Here is a 16576-nt window from a genome sequence, read left to right on the forward strand (position 1 = left end):
AACAAGCGGGAGAGGCGAATGTTGAGCAGGATCGACAGGGTGCAACTGGCGGTGCCGGATATAAAGAAAGCATCTCAGGGCTGGGTCGACATTCTGGGCGCCGAACCCGAAGGCGAGGACCGGATCAGCGGGCTTGCCGCCAAACGTCTGACCTTGCGCATCGGCACAGGCGCCGTCGAATTGCTGGAGCCGGATGGGACGGGGAAGATTGCGGATGCTGTGGCCCGGCGCGGCGGACATTTATATGCGGCGGGGGCGGCGAGCGCCGATCTTCCCGCCCTTGAAGCACGGCTTCGCGGCAAGGGTATCGCGCCACTCAGCGAGGGTGGCCAGCTCCATCTCGATGTTGCGGACACGGGGATCGAGGGCCTGCGCGTGGTGTTGAGCGGCGATGAGGCTCGGGCGCCTGCCGGTCTCATCGACTTTCTATATGAAGCGACGCTGCTTTCCGCCGATACGCCGGGAGTGGCACGCCAGCTCAACGAGCTTTTCGGCCTCGACGGCGGCAACTACTCGGAAATCGTATCCGACAAATTCGGCTATCGCGGCACGCTGACACTGTTCAAGAAGGACAAGCTCGACCGGCTGGAAGTCATCGAGCCGACAACGCCCGGCACCACGATGGACCGCTATTTCCGGAAATTCGGCCAGAGCCTCTATATGGCTTTCGCCGAAACCTCGCAGATCAATCTGATCGCCGAGCGCGCCATGGCGGCGGGAGCGGGATATACCCTGGACAGGCCCACCGACCGTTCGCCGCATCTTCCCTCCGACCAGCTCTGGCTTCATCCGGCCGCGCTTGGCGGAATGATGCTCGGCCTGTCGCGGCCCAGCATGGCCTGGTTCTGGTCCGGAAAGCCGGAGCGCGTTGAAGCCGTCGCCTGACAGATGCCGCATATTCGTGAATACTCGCGCGGAAAATGAGGATGGCGATGGATTTCACGAGCGACAATGCAGCCGGCGCGGCACCGGAAATTCTGGAGGCACTGTCCCGCGTCAATGGCGGCACGGCGGCTTCTTACGGCGCCGACGACGTGACCACGCGCCTGACGCGGCGCTTTTCCGAATTGTTCGAGCGTGAGGTGGCTGTCTTTCCGGTGGTGACCGGCACGGCGGCAAATGCCCTTGCTCTCGCCACGCTCACGCCGTCCCATGGGGCGGTGATGTGTCATGAACTTGCGCATGTTCACGTGGATGAATGCGGTGCGCCGGAAATGTTCTCCGGTGGCGCCAAGCTTGTGCCCGTCGGCGGCGCTGCCGCGAAGATAGACCCGCGCGCGCTTGCCGCCTCGCTCGCCGCGCTTCCGCAGGGCGTCGTCCATCATGTGCAACCATCCGCCCTTACCGTCACCCAATCGACCGAGATGGGCAGCGTCTACTCGATTGCCGAAATCGAAGCGCTTGCCGAAATCGCGCGGGGCCGTGGCTTGCGCATCCATATGGACGGTGCGCGCTTCGCCAATGCGCTTGCCTCGCTCGAGGTTTCGCCCGCATCGATGACCTGGAAGGCGGGCATCGACATCATGTCCTTCGGCGCCACCAAAAACGGCGCGCTGGCAGCGGAAGCCGTCCTCGTCTTCAATCCGGACCTGGCGAAGGATCTGGCCTTTCGCCGGAAGCGTGCGGGACACCTTCTATCCAAGATGCGGTTTCTCTCGGCCCAGCTCGAAGCCTATCTGACGGATGATCTATGGCTTCGGCTGGCTGCTCATGCAAATGCGATGACTACGCGCCTTGCCGCCGGGCTCGCTCAAACCGCCGGCGCCACGCTGCATCTGGAGCCGCAGGCCAACGAGGTTTTCGTGCGGCTGCCCGTTTCTCTCATCAAGCATCTGCGGGACGCCGGAGCGCGGTTTCATCCCTGGCCTATGCCGGGTGACGACGATCAGGCCCGTTCCGTCCGGCTTGTCACCTCATTTCAGACCAGCGCCGCTGAAATAGACAGCTTTCTCGGCCTCGCCGCCGGTTAGGTTTCAACGTTCATTAACGTACTTTCCGTTACGCTGACCGTCAGGCATCGGGCCTCTGAGGGCATCGGGTGGGAAATGATTCCGAAGGATGAAAAGGCGTCGGAGTTCGCGGACCTGATCGCGCAAGCGGAAGCCGCGGTCGACGCACTGCGCGACACCTATCGCCAGCAACTCGCCATCGACGTCGCCTCTCTTGCGGAAGTCTGGTCGCGGCTGGAAGGCGGTGCTCCCGTCGAGCCTATCCTCGACGAGCTTCACAGCATTGCGCACAATATCAAAGGGCAGGGCGGCTCCTTCGGCTACGATCTCGTTACGGACATTGGCGCTTCCTTCTGCCGCTACCTGCGCAGCAGTGCCCGCGTCACGCCGGCCGAGCTCAATATCGTACAGATGCATATCCGCATGCTGAAGACGGTTTCCGACAATGACATTTCCGGCAGTGGCGGCGAAACCGGCGAACGGATCATAGAGAAGCTCCGTATCCTGACCGGTGATTGCGAAGACTGACCGGTTATCCGGCCATCCGCTCGAGTTCTTCCAGCATTTTTTCAAGCGCGTCCTCCGCGGGCGAACCCTTGGCTTCCCCGCTGGCGGCTTTCTCGGTTTCGCGTGATGGGGAGGGCGGCATGGAGGCTTCGGACAGAGCGCGCGCCATTTCTTCCACCAGAACGTCGATCTTGAACGGCTTCGATACGAAGCCGTTCATGCCCGCGGCCATATAAAGCTCGCAATGCCCCTCCATTGCATGGGCGGTCAGTGCGACGATCGGTATGTCATTCCAGGGTTCGTCGACGGCACGGATCACCTTCGTCGTCTGGATGCCGTCCATCAGCGGCATCTGGATATCCATGAGAATGATGTCGAAGCTTTGCTCGCGCAGCTTGCGGATAACTTCCACGCCATTCTCGGCAATGGTCAGTTGATGGCCAAGCCGCTCCATCACCGCACACATGAGCTTCTGGTTCACGGGCTGGTCTTCGGCGAGCAGCACTCTCAATGGCGCATTCGTTCCCGGCAGCGGGGTTTGTCCGGCCGCGGCCGGTTGCGTGTCTGCCTTTCCTTCGCTCAACACACGGACAGGCAGGCGCACAGTGAAGCAGCTGCCTTTTCCTTCGGTGCTCTCCACTTCTATGGTGCCGTTCATGAGCGTGGTCAGTTCTCGTGTAATGGCGAGCCCGAGGCCGGTGCCGCCATATGTGCGCGAGATCGAAGAATCCGCCTGCTGGAAGCGCGTGAAAAGACGCGGCAGCATGGCTTCCGGAATGCCGATGCCTGTGTCGCGCACCGTGAAGACGAGTTCGGCTGTGTCCGGGTCGTCGCAGGCCCTGGCAGCGAGAGATACGCTGACCTCGCCCTGTGGCGTGAACTTGATCGCGTTGCCGACAAGATTGAAAAGAATCTGACGAAGCCGCGTCGGATCGCTCATGATCCGTTGCGGGATATGGCCTTCTTCGCTCTTCGTCAGGACTAGCCCCTTCTCCTTCGCATTCGGGCGCAGCACTTCGACAACCGTCTCGAGAACGGTCATTGGCGATGTCGGTTCCGGTTCGAGTTCGAGGCGGCCTGCTTCGAGCTTGGAGAGGTCGAGAATATCGTTGAGGATCGTCAGCAGGCATTCGCCCGACTCGCGGATCGTCGTAACGCCGTCGCGCTGTTCCTGTGTCAGAGGGCCGGAAAGAAGAAGGTCGGCCATGCCCAGGACGCCGTTCATCGGAGTGCGCAGTTCGTGGCTCATCGTGGCGAGGAAGGCCGATTTGGCGCGGTTCGCGTTTTCCGCCGCCTCTTTCGCAATCGAGAGATCTTGGGCTGTGCGAGTGAGTTTCGCGCGCTCCTGTTCAAGTTGCAGCGATGTGTGTTGCAGGTCGAGAACGCGGTCCTGAAGCTCGAGCTGGCTTCGTTTCAGTTTGATTTCGGTCTGCTTTGCCCGGCTCACATCGTTCTCGACCACGATGTAGTTGCGGATCGAACCCTTTGCATCGCGGACCGGCCGTATTTCGATAGAAGCCCAGTATTGAGTTCCCTGTTTCGTCAGGCCGATCATCTCGACGTTGCGGCCCTCGCCGTCGGCGGCGCTTTCCGCAAGAATCTTCAAGGCGCCGATGCCTGCATGGCGAACCAGAATGTCGCGTGGCAAGCGTCCTTCGATGTCCTCGCGCTCAAGCCCGGTCATCCGCAGATAGCCCGCATTAGCCCAGACGATCTGCCCCGTGCGGTCGGCTATGAGCACACCGGCGTCAGTGCCGTTGGCGACGAGCGCGAGCTGCTCGTTGTCGCGAAGACTATGCTGCAACCGGCCGAAAACCTGGCCGAAAAGCAGGGCAAGGTCGCTGAGTTCGCCTTTGGGAATATCGCTGGGCGGATCGAAATATCCGCCGACACTATTGCGAACGGCGGTGGCCAGTCTCTGCACCGGGCCGATCACGGCGGCGTGCAGCACCAGGAAAAGCGCACCCATGAGAATAACGGTCGTCAACATTCTGCGCACGAGCGAGGAGAGCGCGGCCGCGGCGAGTTCGCTCTGCATCGATTGCAGGCTGACCACGGTCAAGCTGCCCAGCCTTGTTCCAGGTATCGCCGCGACATAGACCCAGCCATCGATGCCGTCAAAACTTGCCTTGAAACTTTGCGGGCGCTCGAGGATGAAGCTTGCGTTGATCGCGGTCCGGATTTCCGGATGAGCAAACAGGGCGGGCGTATTGGCGATGCGCGCCGTCTCCGCGCCCTCCAGCACATTGCCGGTGTCGTCGATGAGATAGACCCCCAGCAAATCATCATGCCAGAGCGCCTCGCGGGAAACCGCCTGGCTCGCTTCGCCGACGTTGAAGTCGCCATCGAGCTGCGAACGCATGGCGAGGTGGTCGGCTACCATCGACGCCCGCTGCTCGACACTGGTGAACATCACGCTGCGCAGCTGGTAATAGTCGACAAGGGATTGGATCAATACGAGCGCGATCAGGAGGGCGAACATTTTCAGCGCGACGTCGCGGGCCGTCGGCCCCACAAGGGAGCGAAGCATGCGATAGTCGAATCTGGGATAGGCTTGCCCGCGCATGTCCCTGTCGCTCAGCCGGGCGCAAGGCCCGATTGGTGGTTATCCGGCTCCTAAAAGGTGCCCCCATCCCCCACGGATGACGCAGCTTTCATAGCAGGAAGGGAGTTAAGAGGTGCCTAAGCCGGATCGATTCGCGTGTTAAGGTTGCGCAAATATTTTCCATGATTTTCAATAGTTTGCGTGGCTTTGCCCGGCGGCGGGCAGGAGTTGGAGCAATTCAGGAGCCTGAATGTCGATCCGCAATCTCGAGCGTATGTACGCCCCCCGGTCCGTTGCCCTTGTCGGCGCCAGTGCCAGAGAGGGGTCGGTGGGCAATGTGCTGCTCAGGAATCTTCTGGCGGCCGGATTGCCGGGCCCGGTCTGGGCGGTCAATCCGCGCGGCGGCCGAATAGGCGAGGTGGAGGTCTACAAGGACGTGGCAAGCCTTCCCGGCACGCCCGATCTCGCCGTCATCGCGACGCCGCCGCAGACCGTTCCCGGCCTCATCTCGGAGCTTGGCGCGCGGGGGACGAAGGCCGCGGTGGTCATCACGGCCGGGTTCGGCGAGCTGGGCGAAAAAGGCCGCGCCTTGCAGGCGGAGATGCTGGAGGCCGCGAAGCCGCATCTGCTGCGCATCGCAGGGCCCAATTGTCTCGGTATCATGACACCGGGAAACGGGCTCAATGCGTCCTTCGGGCATGTGCAGCCGGAGAAGGGCAATGTCGCCTTCGTGTCGCAATCGGGTGCCGTCGTCACCGCCGTCCTCGACTGGGCGACCAGCAGGGGTATCGGCTTTTCGCATGTCGCCTCGCTTGGCGGCATGTCGGATGTCGATTTCGGCGACATGCTGGATTTCCTTGCCGCCGATCCGCATACGAAAAGCATCCTGCTCTATATCGAATCCGTCCGGGATGCGCGGAAGTTCATGTCCGCAGGGCGTCAGGCGTCGCGCTTGAAACCCGTCATCGTCATCAAGTCAGGGCGCCATGAAGCGGGCGCACGTGCCGCCGCTTCGCATACGGGCGCGCTTGCCGGCTCGGACGCCGTCTATCAGGCCGCTTTCCGCCGCGCGGGCATGTTGCGCGAAGACGGCATCGAAGACCTCTTCGATGCGGTGGAAACGCTTTCCGCCCGTTCGGAACGGCGTCCGATCCTCGGCGACCGTCTCGGCATTCTCACCAATGGCGGCGGCGTCGGCGTCATTGCAACCGATTTCCTGATCGACGAGGGCGGGCGGCTCGCCGATATCTCGCCGGAGACGATCGAGGCACTGGACGCCGTGTTGCCGCGTACATAGAGCCGCGCCAATCCCGTCGACATCATCGGCGATGCGGGCGCGGAGCGTTACGCACATGCCATGGAAGCACTGCTGAAGGATAAAGGAACGGATGCAGTGCTGGTGATGAACTGCCCCACCGCCGTGGTGAACAATCTCTCCGCCGCCCATGCCGTCATCGAGAAGGCTGAGGCGTCGAGCAAGCCCGTCTTTACGAACTGGCTGGGCGACAAGGGTGCGCGCGCCGCGCGCGAGGCATTTCAGACGCATCGCATTCCCACTTACGAAACGCCCACAAGTGCCGTGCGCGCCTTCATGCTGCATGTCCGGCACGAGCGCAATCAGCGGCTTCTGCTCGAAATTCCATCCGCGGGCCCGGCGCATCCGAACCATGATCTGCCGGCCGCGCGGCGGCTTGTCGAAACGGCGCTTGCGGAAAAGCGGGAATGGTTGAGTGAGGCGGAAGCAAAGCATCTGCTCGCCGCCTATGGCGTTCCCGTCGTCGATACGCGCATCGTTTCCTCCGCCTCCGAAGCGGCCAGAACCGCGGACGAGATCGGCTATCCGGTGGCATTGAAAATTCTATCTCCCGACATCACGCATAAAAGCGATGTTGGCGGCGTCGCGCTCGGCCTCGACAATGCCGAGGCGGTGTCGGAAGCCGCCTCGCGCATGCTTTCGCGGGTCGCGCGGTTCTGTCCCGGCGCGGAGATCGAGGGCTTCACGGTGCAGCAGATGGTGAGGAAGCCGGATGCTTTCGAGCTTATTCTCGGCATTGTGGACGATGCGACTTTCGGTCCGGTCCTCCTGTTCGGGCAGGGTGGCACCTCGGTGGAGGTGGTGCGCGACAAGGCGATGGCGCTGCCGCCGCTCAATCGGGCGCTTGCAGACGATCTCATATCCCGCACCCGCGTCTCGCGCCTGCTGGAGGGCTATCGCGGCCGCCCGCCGGCGGACCGGGAGGGGATCGCATCCGCGCTCATGGCGCTCGGCGATCTTGCCGCCGACAATCCGGAGGTCGCCGAACTCGACATCAATCCCCTGTGGGCGGATGAAAACGGAGTGATCGCGCTCGACGCCCGCGTCCGTATCCAGCCGGCGAAAGGCAAGGGCACGTCGCGCTTCGCGATAAGGCCTTATCCCACCTCGCTTGAAGCGAGCCTTGCCGACCGGGAGGGCCGTTCTTACCCGCTCCGTCCGATCCGCCCGGAGGATGCGGCACTGATCGACGATCTTCTGGAACACACGGATGCAGAGGATGTGCGTCTGCGTTTTCTGTCGCCGTTGCGAAAGCTGCCGCGCCAGCTCGCCGCGCGTCTCACGCAGATCGACTACGACCGGGAAATGGCTTTTGTTGTTTTCACCGATGAAACGTCGAAGGAAGCCGCTGCCGTGGGCCGTCTCTCGGAAGATCCGAACCGGGAGCGGGCGGAATTCGCCATTCTGGTCCGCAGCGATCACCACGGTCATGGGCTCGGCTACGCGTTGATGCAGAAACTGATCGACTATGCGCGTCTTCGCGGCATCGGTGAAATTTTCGGCCATGTGCTCCGCGAAAACCGCAACATGCTCAGCATGTGCGACGATCTCGGCTTCACGCGTCACCGCATCGATGGCGACCCATCGCTGGTCGAGACGCGCCTGAAGATCGCCTGAAATGCAAAAGGGGCGCCCTCGGGCGCCCCTCGCATTCTCGACTGCCGCTCGCTTAGTCCGCTGCGGTTGCCAGGTTGCCTTCCAGCGTCTTCTGGCCCTTGGCCGGCGCGGAAATCTCGATCCGGCGGGGCTTCAGCTCTTCCGGCACGCGGCGCACCAGGTCGACATGCAGGAGCCCGTTTTCGAGATGGGCGCCTTTCACTTCGACATGGTCGGCGAGCTGGAAGCGGCGCTCGAAGCTGCGGCCCGCAATGCCGCGGTGAAGGTAGTTCGCACCTTCAGGCTCGGCGCGTTTGCCGCTGATGGTCAGCACGTTCTGCTTCACCTCGAGGTCGAGATCGTCCTGGGCAAAGCCGGCGACGGCGACGGAAATCCGGTAGTCGTTTTCGCTGGTCCGCTCGATATTGTAGGGCGGATAGGTCGGGACCGTTTCATGGGTCACGGAATCGAGCAGCGATTGAAGCTGATCGAAGCCCACGGTCGAGCGGTAAAGGGGGGAAAAGTCGAAACTGCGCATAGCTACATCCTTCTTGAAGCGATGTGATCATCTTCAAGGCGGGGCCCACCGCCGTCTGGCCGGTGGCCGCCTCGTCCATGCCGGCCCGGTATTCCGGCGCCCGGCAGGGCATATCTGGGAATTTCCCAATGTCCCTTCAAGATGGGTATAAGGTCCTCGAATACGAATTTCGATGCAGGGGGGAGAGACGATGAAGCGCGTTGCAGCGAGCCTGTTTCTGGGGACGGCCTTGCTCTGGGCCGGGGCTGCCCCTGCCGAGGAAATCGGCACCATCCGGCTCGGCGCGGCGGTCTCCCTGACAGGAAAATATTCCTCCAACGGCGCCTTCACACGCAATGGCTACGACCTTGCCGTGAAGCGCATCAATGAGGAGGGCGGCGTCACGGTCGCCGGCAAGCGCTACAATCTTGCGGTCATTTACTATGATGATGAATCGACGCCCGCCCGCGGCGCGCAGCTTGTCGAGCGGCTGATCCAGCAGGATGGGGTCAAATATCTTCTCGGCCCTTATTCCTCCGGCCTCACCGAGGCGATCGCGCCCGTGACCGAAAAATACGGCGTGCCGATGGTCGAGGCGAACGGCGCCGCCGTCTCTCTCTTCCGCAAAGGCTACCGCTATCTCTTCGCGGTCCTCTCCACCACCGATCAATATCTGCGCGGTGCGGTCGAGCTTGCCGCAAGCGTGAACGAGGACCCGTCGAAGCTTCGCGTCGCGATGGCCTTTGAAAACGATCCCTTCTCGCAGGATGTGCGCGAAGGCGTCATGGAAGATGCCGCGAAATTCGGCATGAAGATCGTGATCGACGACAAGCTGCCGCCGGAACTGAACGATATGTCGGCCACGCTTTCCAAGGCGAAGGTGCTGAAGCCCGACCTGCTGCTCGTCTCGGGCCATGACAAGGGGGCGGCGCTCGTGGTCCGCCAGCTTGCCGATCAGCGCGTCGATGTGCCGATGGTCGCGATCACGCATTGCGACAGCGCGCAGATTGCGGAGAAGTTCGGAAAGATCGCCGAATACACCCTCTGCGCCGCGCAATGGGCCTCGACGCTGAAATATTCCGACGCGCTTTTCGGCAGCGCGGCGGACTATGCAGCGCTTTACGAAGAAACCTACGGCCACGCGGCTCCCTATCAGGCGGCGGAGTCAAGCGCGGCGGTGCAGGTCTTCGCCGATGCTTTCGAGCGCGCCGGGTCGCTCGAGCCGGACGCCGTGCGCGATGCACTGGCGGAGACGGACATCAAGACGTTTTACGGGCCCGTGAAATTCGACGAGACCGGCAAGAACATCTCCAAGCCGACAGTCCTCTTCCAGGTACAGGACGGCAAATATGTCGTCGTCTATCCGGAAGCTTTTGCCGAAGCGAAGGTACGCTGGCCAACACCTTCCTGGCCGACACGCTGAACTCCGGGAACCTGAATTCGTGTTCGACAATCTGTTGCTCTTCTTCCAGTACCCGCCGCTCGCCGCCGATGTCCTTCTCAACGGCTTGCTGATCGGCGCCATCTTCGCGCTGGCGGCCTATGGCATGGCACTGGTCTGGGGCGTGCTCGACATCGTCAATGTCGTGCAGGGCGAACTCGTCGTGCTCGGCGGCTATGTCACCTTCCTGCTCGTTCAGTCGGGCATGCCGCCGCTTCTCGGTGTGCCCGTTTCCGCCGTCGTCATGTTCTGTTTCGGCTGGCTCGTCTATCGCGTGGTCATTTTCCGCGTCGTGGACAAGGACATCTTCATCTCCATTCTCGCAACCTTCGGTCTTTCCATCCTGATCCAGCAGCTCGCCAATCTCCTGTTCGGCTCCGAAGTGCGAACGGTTGATGCGGATCTCGGCTCCCTTCACATGCTCGATGGAACGGTGACGCTTGCCTGGATCAAGATCCTCGCCTTCGGTCTGGCGCTTGTCGCGGGCGGCATGCTCTGGCTTTTCCTGCGTCATGCGCGGCTCGGTCAGGCCATTCGTGCGACGGCGCAGAACCCGCGTGCCGCGCGCATTCTCGGCATCGATACGAACCGTGTCTATGCGATGACCTATGCGCTCAATGCCGCTCTTTGCGGCGCGGCGGGCAGCCTCGCGGTCATGGCATGGACGATCCACCCTTATGTCGGCCTGCCCTACACGGTGCGATCCTTCATGGTCGTGGTCGTCGCGGGTGTCGGCAATGTCGGTGGTGTCGTCGCGGCGGGGCTCGGTCTCGGCGCGCTGGAGAATGCGGCAGGGTTCATTCTCGGCGTCGAATTCCAGATCGCCTTTGTCTTCGCGCTGATGGTCGTCATTCTCGTCTGGCGCCATGCGCGCGCGGCGCGCAAGCGGAGCCATCTCCAATGAGCCGTATCAACGACTGGCATGTCATGGCGGCGCTCGCCGTTTTCGGCATTGCGGCGCCCTTCCTCCTGCCGGGACTCGTCACGCAGCTTGCCTTCCTCTGGCTCATGGTCGTCTTTGCGCTCACATGGGACATGCTGGGTGGCCGCATGGGCTACAATTCCTTCGGCAACATCGTCTTCTTCGGCATCGGCTGCTATGCCGCCGCCGTCATCCAGCGGGATGCGGGCCTTCCCTTTTTCGAGGGATTGGCGCTTGGCCTCGTCGCGGGCGCCGTGCTTGCGGTTCTTGCGGCGGTTGTTTTCGGCGCGGCCATGCTCGGCATTCGCGGCCATTATTTCGCTATCGGCACGCTCGGTCTCGGCATTGCCGCAGGCGAGACGGCGAGCGGATGGGACTATGTCGGCGCCGGCTCAGGCCTCGCGCTGCCGCTTTATCCGGGCGATCTCGGCTCGCGCGAATTCTTCTTTTGCTATTCGCTTCTCGCTCTCGCCGCGCTTTGCTTCCTCACCTGCCGCTGGCTTTATGGCACGCGCTTCGGCCTCGCGCTCAATGCCATACGCGACGATCAGGACAAGGCCGATGCCATGGGCCTCCGCACCACGCAGATCAAGATTTTCGCGTGGAGCGTATCGGCGCTTTTTCTCGGCATCTCGGGCGGGCTCGCCGCCAACATGATCGGCTTCATCGACCCGCGCGACGTCGCCTTTGCGGGCGCGACCTTCGGTGTCTGGATGGTGCTGATGGCGATCCTCGGCGGCAAGGGAACACTTTGGGGTCCCGTCATCGGCGCTTTCGTGTTCCATGTGACGCAGGAAATTTTCTGGACCTATCTTCTCGGCTGGCAGCGTGTCGCGCTCGGCGCCCTCATCGTCATCATCGTCGTCTTCTTCCCGCAAGGCATCATGGGGTGGGTTGCGGAGCGCCGCGAGCGCAAGGGCGCGTCCGCATGAGCGCGCTTCTCGAAATCCGCGATGTCACAAAGCGTTTCGGCGGCGTCGTCGCAAACGATCATGTGTCGCTCAGCGTCGCAAAGGGCGAGATCGCGGGCCTCATCGGTCCGAACGGTTCGGGCAAGACGACGCTCTTCAATTGCATTGCCGGCACCCATGCCGTCGACAGCGGTGAAATCCTTTTCGAGGGAAAGCCGATTTCGCATCTGCGCACCGCGCCCATCGCCCGGCTTGGCCTTGTCCGCACCTGGCAGCAGACGCGCATCTATGGCGAGATGACCGCTGCCGAGAACATGGCGATCAGCGCGCGCGAAACGAATGGCGGGCTGGTCGCGCTGCTCCGTCCCGTGCCGCCCGCCACGATCCGTCGCGCGGAAGATCTCCTCGCTTTCGTGGGGCTCCATGAAAAGCGGGATGAAAAGGCAGGCCGCCTCAGCTTCGGGCAGCAGAAGCTTCTCGAATTCGCAATGGCGCTGATGAACGAGCCGAAGCTCCTTCTGCTCGACGAGCCGACAGCGGGCATCAATCCGACGCTCATCAACGGGCTCATCGACAGGCTGCGCCGCGCCAATACGGAACTCGGCGTGACCCTTCTCGTGATCGAGCACAATATGCGCGTCATCATGAACCTCGCGCATCGCATCACCTGCCTTGCGCATGGTCAGGTGCTCGCCGAAGGCACGCCGGACGAAATCCGGGACGACCGCCGCGTGCTCGATGCCTATCTCGGGGTGGCGTAATGGCAGACGAGCGGAAAGATCTGGCAGGCGGCTATGGCGAGGGCACTGTCGGCACCATCCTCTCCGCCGGCGATGTCGCGCGCGAGGCGGAAGCGATAGCGCGCACTGTGCCGCGAGAGGAAATCCTCGCGCTCGCGAAGGGCGAACCGCTCCTTGCCATCGACGCGCTTCATGCGGGCTACGGCGCGATGGAAATTCTCCACGGCATCGATCTCGCGGTCGGCAAGGGCCAGAGCCTCTGCCTTGTCGGGCCGAACGGCGCGGGCAAGTCCACCGTCCTCCATTCCATATTCGGCTTCACGAAAATTTCGGCTGGCCGCATCCTCGCCGCCGGCCGCGATGTCACCAGGCTTTCGCCGAGTGAGAAGCTGCGCAGCGCCGGCATCGCCTACATCCTTCAGGATAATTCCGTCTTCCCCGACATGACCGTCGAGGAAAACCTGCTGATGGGCGGCTATCTCCTCGCCGATAACGGCAAGGCGCATGAAGCGGCGGAGCGTATCTTCTCGCATTACGGCCGCCTCGCGAAGCGCCGCCGCGAGCGCGCTGGCGTCTTGTCCGGCGGCGAGCGCCGTCTCCTCGAAATCAGCCGCGCGCTCATTATGGAGCCGCAGGTCCTGCTGGTGGACGAGCCCAGCATCGGCCTCGAGCCGCGCATGATCGACATGGTGTTCGACATCCTGCGCGAGTTGCAGCAGGAGCAGGGCAAGACGATCCTGATGGTCGAACAAAATGCGCGGCGCGGCCTCGATTTCGCGGATATCGGCTATGTGCTGGTGGCGGGCCGCGTGGCGCTGGCGGGCGAGGGGGCGGGCCTCCTTGAAAACCCGGATGTCGGCCGGCTTTTCCTCGGCGGGTAATTTTCCGAAATGAATGGATTGTGAATAGCCGCTCCAGCCTCGGTTCAGCGCGAGCTTGCCATTCTCCCTCTCAAGGACCGGAAAGCCGGTCCATTTGAAGGAGACAGGATCATGAAGAAGGCACTCGCTCTGACCGGACTGGCCGTCGCTCTCTTTGCCTTGCCCGTCGCGGCACAGGCGGATGTTCGTTCCGGCATCACCATCACCATCGGTTCGTCGAAGGTCTTGCCTGCCGCCGCCTCCGGCTGGCGCTATGGTACCGACTACAATGATTACCGCACCCATCAGGGCCGCATCATGCCGCTGGCCAATGTCGTGCGCGATCTCGAGCGCAAGACCAACGCCACCGTCACCGACATCAAGCTCAGCCGCGACAAGCGCTTCTACGAATTCGAAGGCGTCACCCAGCGCGGTTTCCTCGTCACCGCGAAGGCCAGCGCCGCGACAGGCGCCGTCGGCGGTATCTCGGTCAAGAACTACAAGCCCCGTTACGATGCCCGCGCGACAAGCATCTCGCCGCTTCTCGCCTCGCTGCGTAACAAGGGCTATCACAGCTTCGATCTCGTGAGCCTCAAGGAAGAGAAGGGCGTCTATCAGGTGCGTGGCCTCAACCGCCAGGGCAAGCCGGTGATGATCCGCGCCGCCGCCCGCACCGGCAAGGTGCTCTCCACGCGCAATGCGCCCGGCTATAACGGCCCCTCCTACGCCCAGGCCGAATACCGCGATTTCGGCCACTGGCAGAAGGGCCTCACGCAGCAGAAATATTCCAGCTTCACCAATGTCGTTGCCTATGACGACTACTATGCGGTGAAGGCGCGCGACGGCCGCGGCCGGCCGGTCAATCTCTCGGTCTGCCCCTTCACGGGCAAGGTGCTCGACGCGCGCTACTGATGCCCACGATTACGGAAAGAGGCAGAAGCTCCGCTTTCGGCGGAGCTTCTTCGTTTTCGGCGCGTTTCCTCGTTTCAACATGAATGCCAGATGAACGGCGCCGCCATCCTGCGTTCAGTCGCGGAGGGCCATTCTTGGCACGGGCACGAGATTGATACGAGTATCTGGAGGACAAAATGAAAAGATTCCTTGTTCTCGCCGGTTTCACCGCCGCCCTTGGTCTGGCGGCGCCCGTCACCGCCCAGGCGGTGACTGTCGTCCCTGCGCTAGCGGTGCAGGGCGGTGCCCAGGTCGAGCTCGTGCGCGGCAATGATCACCATCATCATGGCCGCGGCTACGATCGTCATCGCGGTGGGCCGCGCTACGGGCACAGGCCGCCGCCGCCTCGCTACCATCACAGGCCGCCGCCGCCGCACTATCACCATCGGCCGCCACCCGTCGTGCATCATTATCATCACGCCCCGCGGCCCTGGGCTCATTGGCGGCCCTATGTGGTGCAGCATCACTACCACTCGTTCGGTGCGCCGGTGTATTACACAAACCATCCGCATTACGGCCACTACTACCGCGTCCGCGCCCGCGACCGGAACAACATCGCCGTGTGGCTCGGCATCAGCGCCATCACTGGCGCGATTCTCTTCTCGAATTACTGATCGAGGGGAAGGGCAAGAGGAAAGGCCCCGCATTGCGGGGCCTTTCTGTGTTTCAGGGCGTCAGGGCCGCATCGTCGTCAGGAAGGGGCCGAGCGCCACGGCGCGGCGCGGCTCCACCCAGTCGAGCCAGTCGCAAAGCCGCGCGCGCGTTTCGCGCGGGTCGATCAGTTCATGCACGGAAAAGCCTTCGGCGCGCGAGAAGGGCGATTGGCCGGCAGCGAGCTTTTCCTCCAGTTCGGCGCGCAGCGCTTCGGGGTCGGCCGCTTCCGCGATCTGCCGGGCAAAGGCGACCGCGACGCCGCCTTCGACAGGCAGCGCCCCCGTCACCGCGCTCGGCCATGACAGCACGAAGCCGTCCGGTCCGAAATGCGCGGCGCCCGCCACGCCGAATACCTTGTGCACGATGATGCTCGCCCATGGCACGCGGCTCTGCATCACGGCGGCAATGGCGGATGTGCCGTGGCGGATGGTCGCCGCCTTTTCCGATGCCGAGCCGATCATGAAGCCCGGCTCGTCCACGAAGGAAACGATCGGCAGGTGGAACGTGTTGCACATGTCCGAGAAGCGCCGGAGCTTCTGCGCCGCCGCCGCGGTCATCGCGCCCGCATAGAAATTGCAGTCATTCGCGATCACACCGACGCTGATGCCGTTCAGCCGCGCCAGCCCCGTGATGAGCGAGGGCCCGAAGCGCTTCGTCATCTCGAAGAAGCTGCCTTCATCCATCACCGCTTTGAGGATTTTTCGCATGTTGAACGGCTTGCGGCGCTCCTTCGGCACGATGTCGCGCAAGGCCTCCTCGGCGCGGTCGCGGGGGTCGGTGCAGGCGATGCGCGGCGGCAATTGCCAGACATTGTCGGGAAGGTAGGAGAGAAAGCGCGCGATCTCCGCCAGCGCGTCCTCTTCCGTCTTCGTCACATTGTCGATGACGCCGGAGCGCGAATGCACGTCCGATCCACCCAGCTCCTCCTTGGTGAGGTTCTCGTCGAGTGCGCGGGCGACGATCTTCGGTCCCGCGATCAGCACCTGCGCGTCTTCCACCATCACCGAAAAATGGGAAGCGACGAGGCGGGCCGCCGGCATTCCCGCCACGGGGCCGAGCGCCGCCGTCGCCACCGGCACTTCGCCCAGCACCTGCCCGATGGAGCGGAAGCGCGGCTCCGCGAATACAGGGTCGCCCAGCGGCCGCGTCTTCCCCTTGCCCGCCGATCCCGCCACGCTGCCGCCGCCGCCTTCATGCAGCCGCACCAGCGGCACCTTGTAGGTGAGCGCCAGTTCCTCGGCATAGACGCTTTTGCGCAGGCCCGCCGGGTTGGGAGAGCCGCCCTTCAGCGTGAAATCCTCGCCGCCGATCGCAACGCGCCGCCCGTTCACGGTCGCAAAGCCGAGCACGTAATTGGCGGGCTCGAAATCGGCGAGATTGCCGTCCTCGTCGAAATGGGGCACGCCCGCGCCCTCGCCGAGTTCGCGAAAACTGCCCTTGTCGGCCAGCGTGGCGATGCGCTCGCGTATGGTGAGGCGGCCCTTCTCATGCTGCCGTTTCACGGCTTCATCACCGCCCTGGCGCTTGGCCAGCGCGCGGCGGCGCCGGATTTCGTCCGTTTCCTTTTCCCAGCTCATGCGGTCGGCCATCCTCCTCGTCTCGCGAAGTTCCGAAACCCTAAAGGAAATCCCCCGGTGCCCAAAGCTCTGTTGGGCGCCAGCCGGAGGA

At 63.1% G+C, this 16576-nt stretch carries 15 protein-coding genes; 12 read left to right on the forward strand and 3 right to left on the reverse strand.

Annotated elements, in window-relative coordinates:
• Window positions 1–18 precede the first annotated feature (18 nt).
• The 3 genes from PLAV_RS09955 to PLAV_RS09965 all read left to right on the forward strand — a co-directional run bounded on the left by PLAV_RS09955 (window position 19) and on the right by PLAV_RS09965 (window position 2477).
• Window positions 19–885, forward strand: coding sequence for a VOC family protein (locus PLAV_RS09955; protein ID WP_012110876.1), 867 nt, complete (start codon window positions 19–21; stop codon window positions 883–885).
• 47 nt (window positions 886–932) lie between these two features.
• A complete protein-coding gene (locus PLAV_RS09960) occupies window positions 933–1970 on the forward strand; it encodes a threonine aldolase family protein (RefSeq protein WP_012110877.1) in 1038 nt (345 codons plus the stop codon).
• A 75-nt stretch (window positions 1971–2045) separates the two neighbouring features.
• A complete protein-coding gene (locus PLAV_RS09965) occupies window positions 2046–2477 on the forward strand; it encodes an Hpt domain-containing protein (protein WP_012110878.1) in 432 nt (143 codons plus the stop codon).
• A 4-nt stretch (window positions 2478–2481) separates the two neighbouring features.
• Here the strand turns inward: PLAV_RS09965 and PLAV_RS18940 are convergent, their stop codons facing one another.
• The gene (locus tag PLAV_RS18940) at window positions 2482–4986 is read right to left on the reverse strand and encodes a PAS domain-containing hybrid sensor histidine kinase/response regulator (protein WP_168713188.1); all 2505 of its coding nucleotides are present in this window, start codon (window positions 4984–4986) and stop codon (window positions 2482–2484) included.
• Between the two features lie 265 nt (window positions 4987–5251).
• Here PLAV_RS18940 and PLAV_RS19890 point away from each other — a divergent pair, with 265 nt between their 5' ends.
• Complete coding sequence (locus PLAV_RS19890) at window positions 5252–6298, forward strand: acetate--CoA ligase family protein (RefSeq protein ID WP_245545115.1); 1047 nt, start codon at window positions 5252–5254, stop codon at window positions 6296–6298.
• 60 nt (window positions 6299–6358) lie between these two features.
• On the forward strand, window positions 6359–7933 hold the full coding sequence (locus tag PLAV_RS19895; protein WP_245545117.1) for a bifunctional acetate--CoA ligase family protein/GNAT family N-acetyltransferase: 1575 nt from the start codon (window positions 6359–6361) through the stop codon (window positions 7931–7933).
• Window positions 7934–7985: 52 nt separating this feature from the next.
• Here the strand turns inward: PLAV_RS19895 and PLAV_RS09980 are convergent, their stop codons facing one another.
• Entirely contained in the window at window positions 7986–8450 is a 465-nt protein-coding gene (locus PLAV_RS09980) for an Hsp20 family protein (protein WP_012110881.1), read from the reverse strand.
• Between the two features lie 190 nt (window positions 8451–8640).
• Between PLAV_RS09980 and PLAV_RS09985 the strand changes: the two genes are divergently transcribed.
• From PLAV_RS09985 to PLAV_RS10015, 7 genes are all read left to right on the forward strand, one after another.
• Window positions 8641–9852 (forward strand): amino acid ABC transporter substrate-binding protein, encoded by a 1212-nt coding sequence (locus PLAV_RS09985; RefSeq protein ID WP_012110882.1) that lies wholly within the window; start codon window positions 8641–8643, stop codon window positions 9850–9852.
• Between the two features lie 19 nt (window positions 9853–9871).
• Window positions 9872–10774, forward strand: a complete 903-nt coding sequence (locus PLAV_RS09990) for a branched-chain amino acid ABC transporter permease (protein WP_012110883.1) — start codon at window positions 9872–9874, stop codon at window positions 10772–10774.
• On the forward strand, window positions 10771–11724 hold the full coding sequence (locus tag PLAV_RS09995) for a branched-chain amino acid ABC transporter permease (RefSeq protein ID WP_012110884.1): 954 nt from the start codon (window positions 10771–10773) through the stop codon (window positions 11722–11724). The genes PLAV_RS09990 and PLAV_RS09995 overlap by 4 nt, the downstream gene beginning before the upstream one ends.
• Window positions 11721–12464: an ABC transporter ATP-binding protein gene (locus tag PLAV_RS10000; protein WP_012110885.1), complete on the forward strand. Its 744-nt coding sequence runs from the start codon at window positions 11721–11723 to the stop codon at window positions 12462–12464. Before PLAV_RS09995 ends, PLAV_RS10000 begins: the two co-directional genes overlap by 4 nt.
• Window positions 12464–13324, forward strand: coding sequence for an ABC transporter ATP-binding protein (locus tag PLAV_RS10005; RefSeq protein ID WP_012110886.1), 861 nt, complete (start codon window positions 12464–12466; stop codon window positions 13322–13324). The genes PLAV_RS10000 and PLAV_RS10005 overlap by 1 nt, the downstream gene beginning before the upstream one ends.
• A gap of 111 nt (window positions 13325–13435) precedes the next feature.
• Window positions 13436–14215 carry a PepSY domain-containing protein gene (locus PLAV_RS10010; RefSeq protein ID WP_012110887.1) on the forward strand — a complete coding sequence of 260 codons (780 nt, stop codon included), beginning with the start codon at window positions 13436–13438 and terminating at the stop codon, window positions 14213–14215.
• Window positions 14216–14391: 176 nt separating this feature from the next.
• A complete protein-coding gene (locus tag PLAV_RS10015) occupies window positions 14392–14868 on the forward strand; it encodes a hypothetical protein (protein ID WP_012110888.1) in 477 nt (158 codons plus the stop codon).
• Between the two features lie 60 nt (window positions 14869–14928).
• On the opposite strand, the gene PLAV_RS10020 is transcribed toward PLAV_RS10015, so the two are convergent.
• Window positions 14929–16485: an acyl-CoA carboxylase subunit beta gene (locus tag PLAV_RS10020; protein WP_012110889.1), complete on the reverse strand. Its 1557-nt coding sequence runs from the start codon at window positions 16483–16485 to the stop codon at window positions 14929–14931.
• Between the last annotated feature and the right edge of the window lie 91 nt (window positions 16486–16576).

Source organism: Parvibaculum lavamentivorans DS-1, assembly GCF_000017565.1.
GTDB lineage: Bacteria > Pseudomonadota > Alphaproteobacteria > Parvibaculales > Parvibaculaceae > Parvibaculum > Parvibaculum lavamentivorans.

Coding starts and splice junctions, on each gene's coding strand:
- PLAV_RS10015 (WP_012110888.1), top strand. CDS start 14,392: ATGAAAAGATTCCTTGTTCTCGCCGGTTTCACCGCCGCCCTTGGTCTG.
- PLAV_RS10010 (WP_012110887.1), top strand. CDS start 13,436: ATGAAGAAGGCACTCGCTCTGACCGGACTGGCCGTCGCTCTCTTTGCC.
- PLAV_RS19895 (WP_245545117.1), top strand. CDS start 6,359: ATGGAAGCACTGCTGAAGGATAAAGGAACGGATGCAGTGCTGGTGATG.
- PLAV_RS09995 (WP_012110884.1), top strand. CDS start 10,771: ATGAGCCGTATCAACGACTGGCATGTCATGGCGGCGCTCGCCGTTTTC.
- PLAV_RS10000 (WP_012110885.1), top strand. CDS start 11,721: ATGAGCGCGCTTCTCGAAATCCGCGATGTCACAAAGCGTTTCGGCGGC.
- PLAV_RS09980 (WP_012110881.1), bottom strand. CDS start 8,450: ATGCGCAGTTTCGACTTTTCCCCCCTTTACCGCTCGACCGTGGGCTTC.
- PLAV_RS09960 (WP_012110877.1), top strand. CDS start 933: ATGGATTTCACGAGCGACAATGCAGCCGGCGCGGCACCGGAAATTCTG.
- PLAV_RS10005 (WP_012110886.1), top strand. CDS start 12,464: ATGGCAGACGAGCGGAAAGATCTGGCAGGCGGCTATGGCGAGGGCACT.
- PLAV_RS09955 (WP_012110876.1), top strand. CDS start 19: ATGTTGAGCAGGATCGACAGGGTGCAACTGGCGGTGCCGGATATAAAG.
- PLAV_RS09985 (WP_012110882.1), top strand. CDS start 8,641: ATGAAGCGCGTTGCAGCGAGCCTGTTTCTGGGGACGGCCTTGCTCTGG.
- PLAV_RS10020 (WP_012110889.1), bottom strand. CDS start 16,485: ATGAGCTGGGAAAAGGAAACGGACGAAATCCGGCGCCGCCGCGCGCTG.
- PLAV_RS19890 (WP_245545115.1), top strand. CDS start 5,252: ATGTCGATCCGCAATCTCGAGCGTATGTACGCCCCCCGGTCCGTTGCC.
- PLAV_RS09965 (WP_012110878.1), top strand. CDS start 2,046: ATGATTCCGAAGGATGAAAAGGCGTCGGAGTTCGCGGACCTGATCGCG.
- PLAV_RS18940 (WP_168713188.1), bottom strand. CDS start 4,986: ATGCTTCGCTCCCTTGTGGGGCCGACGGCCCGCGACGTCGCGCTGAAA.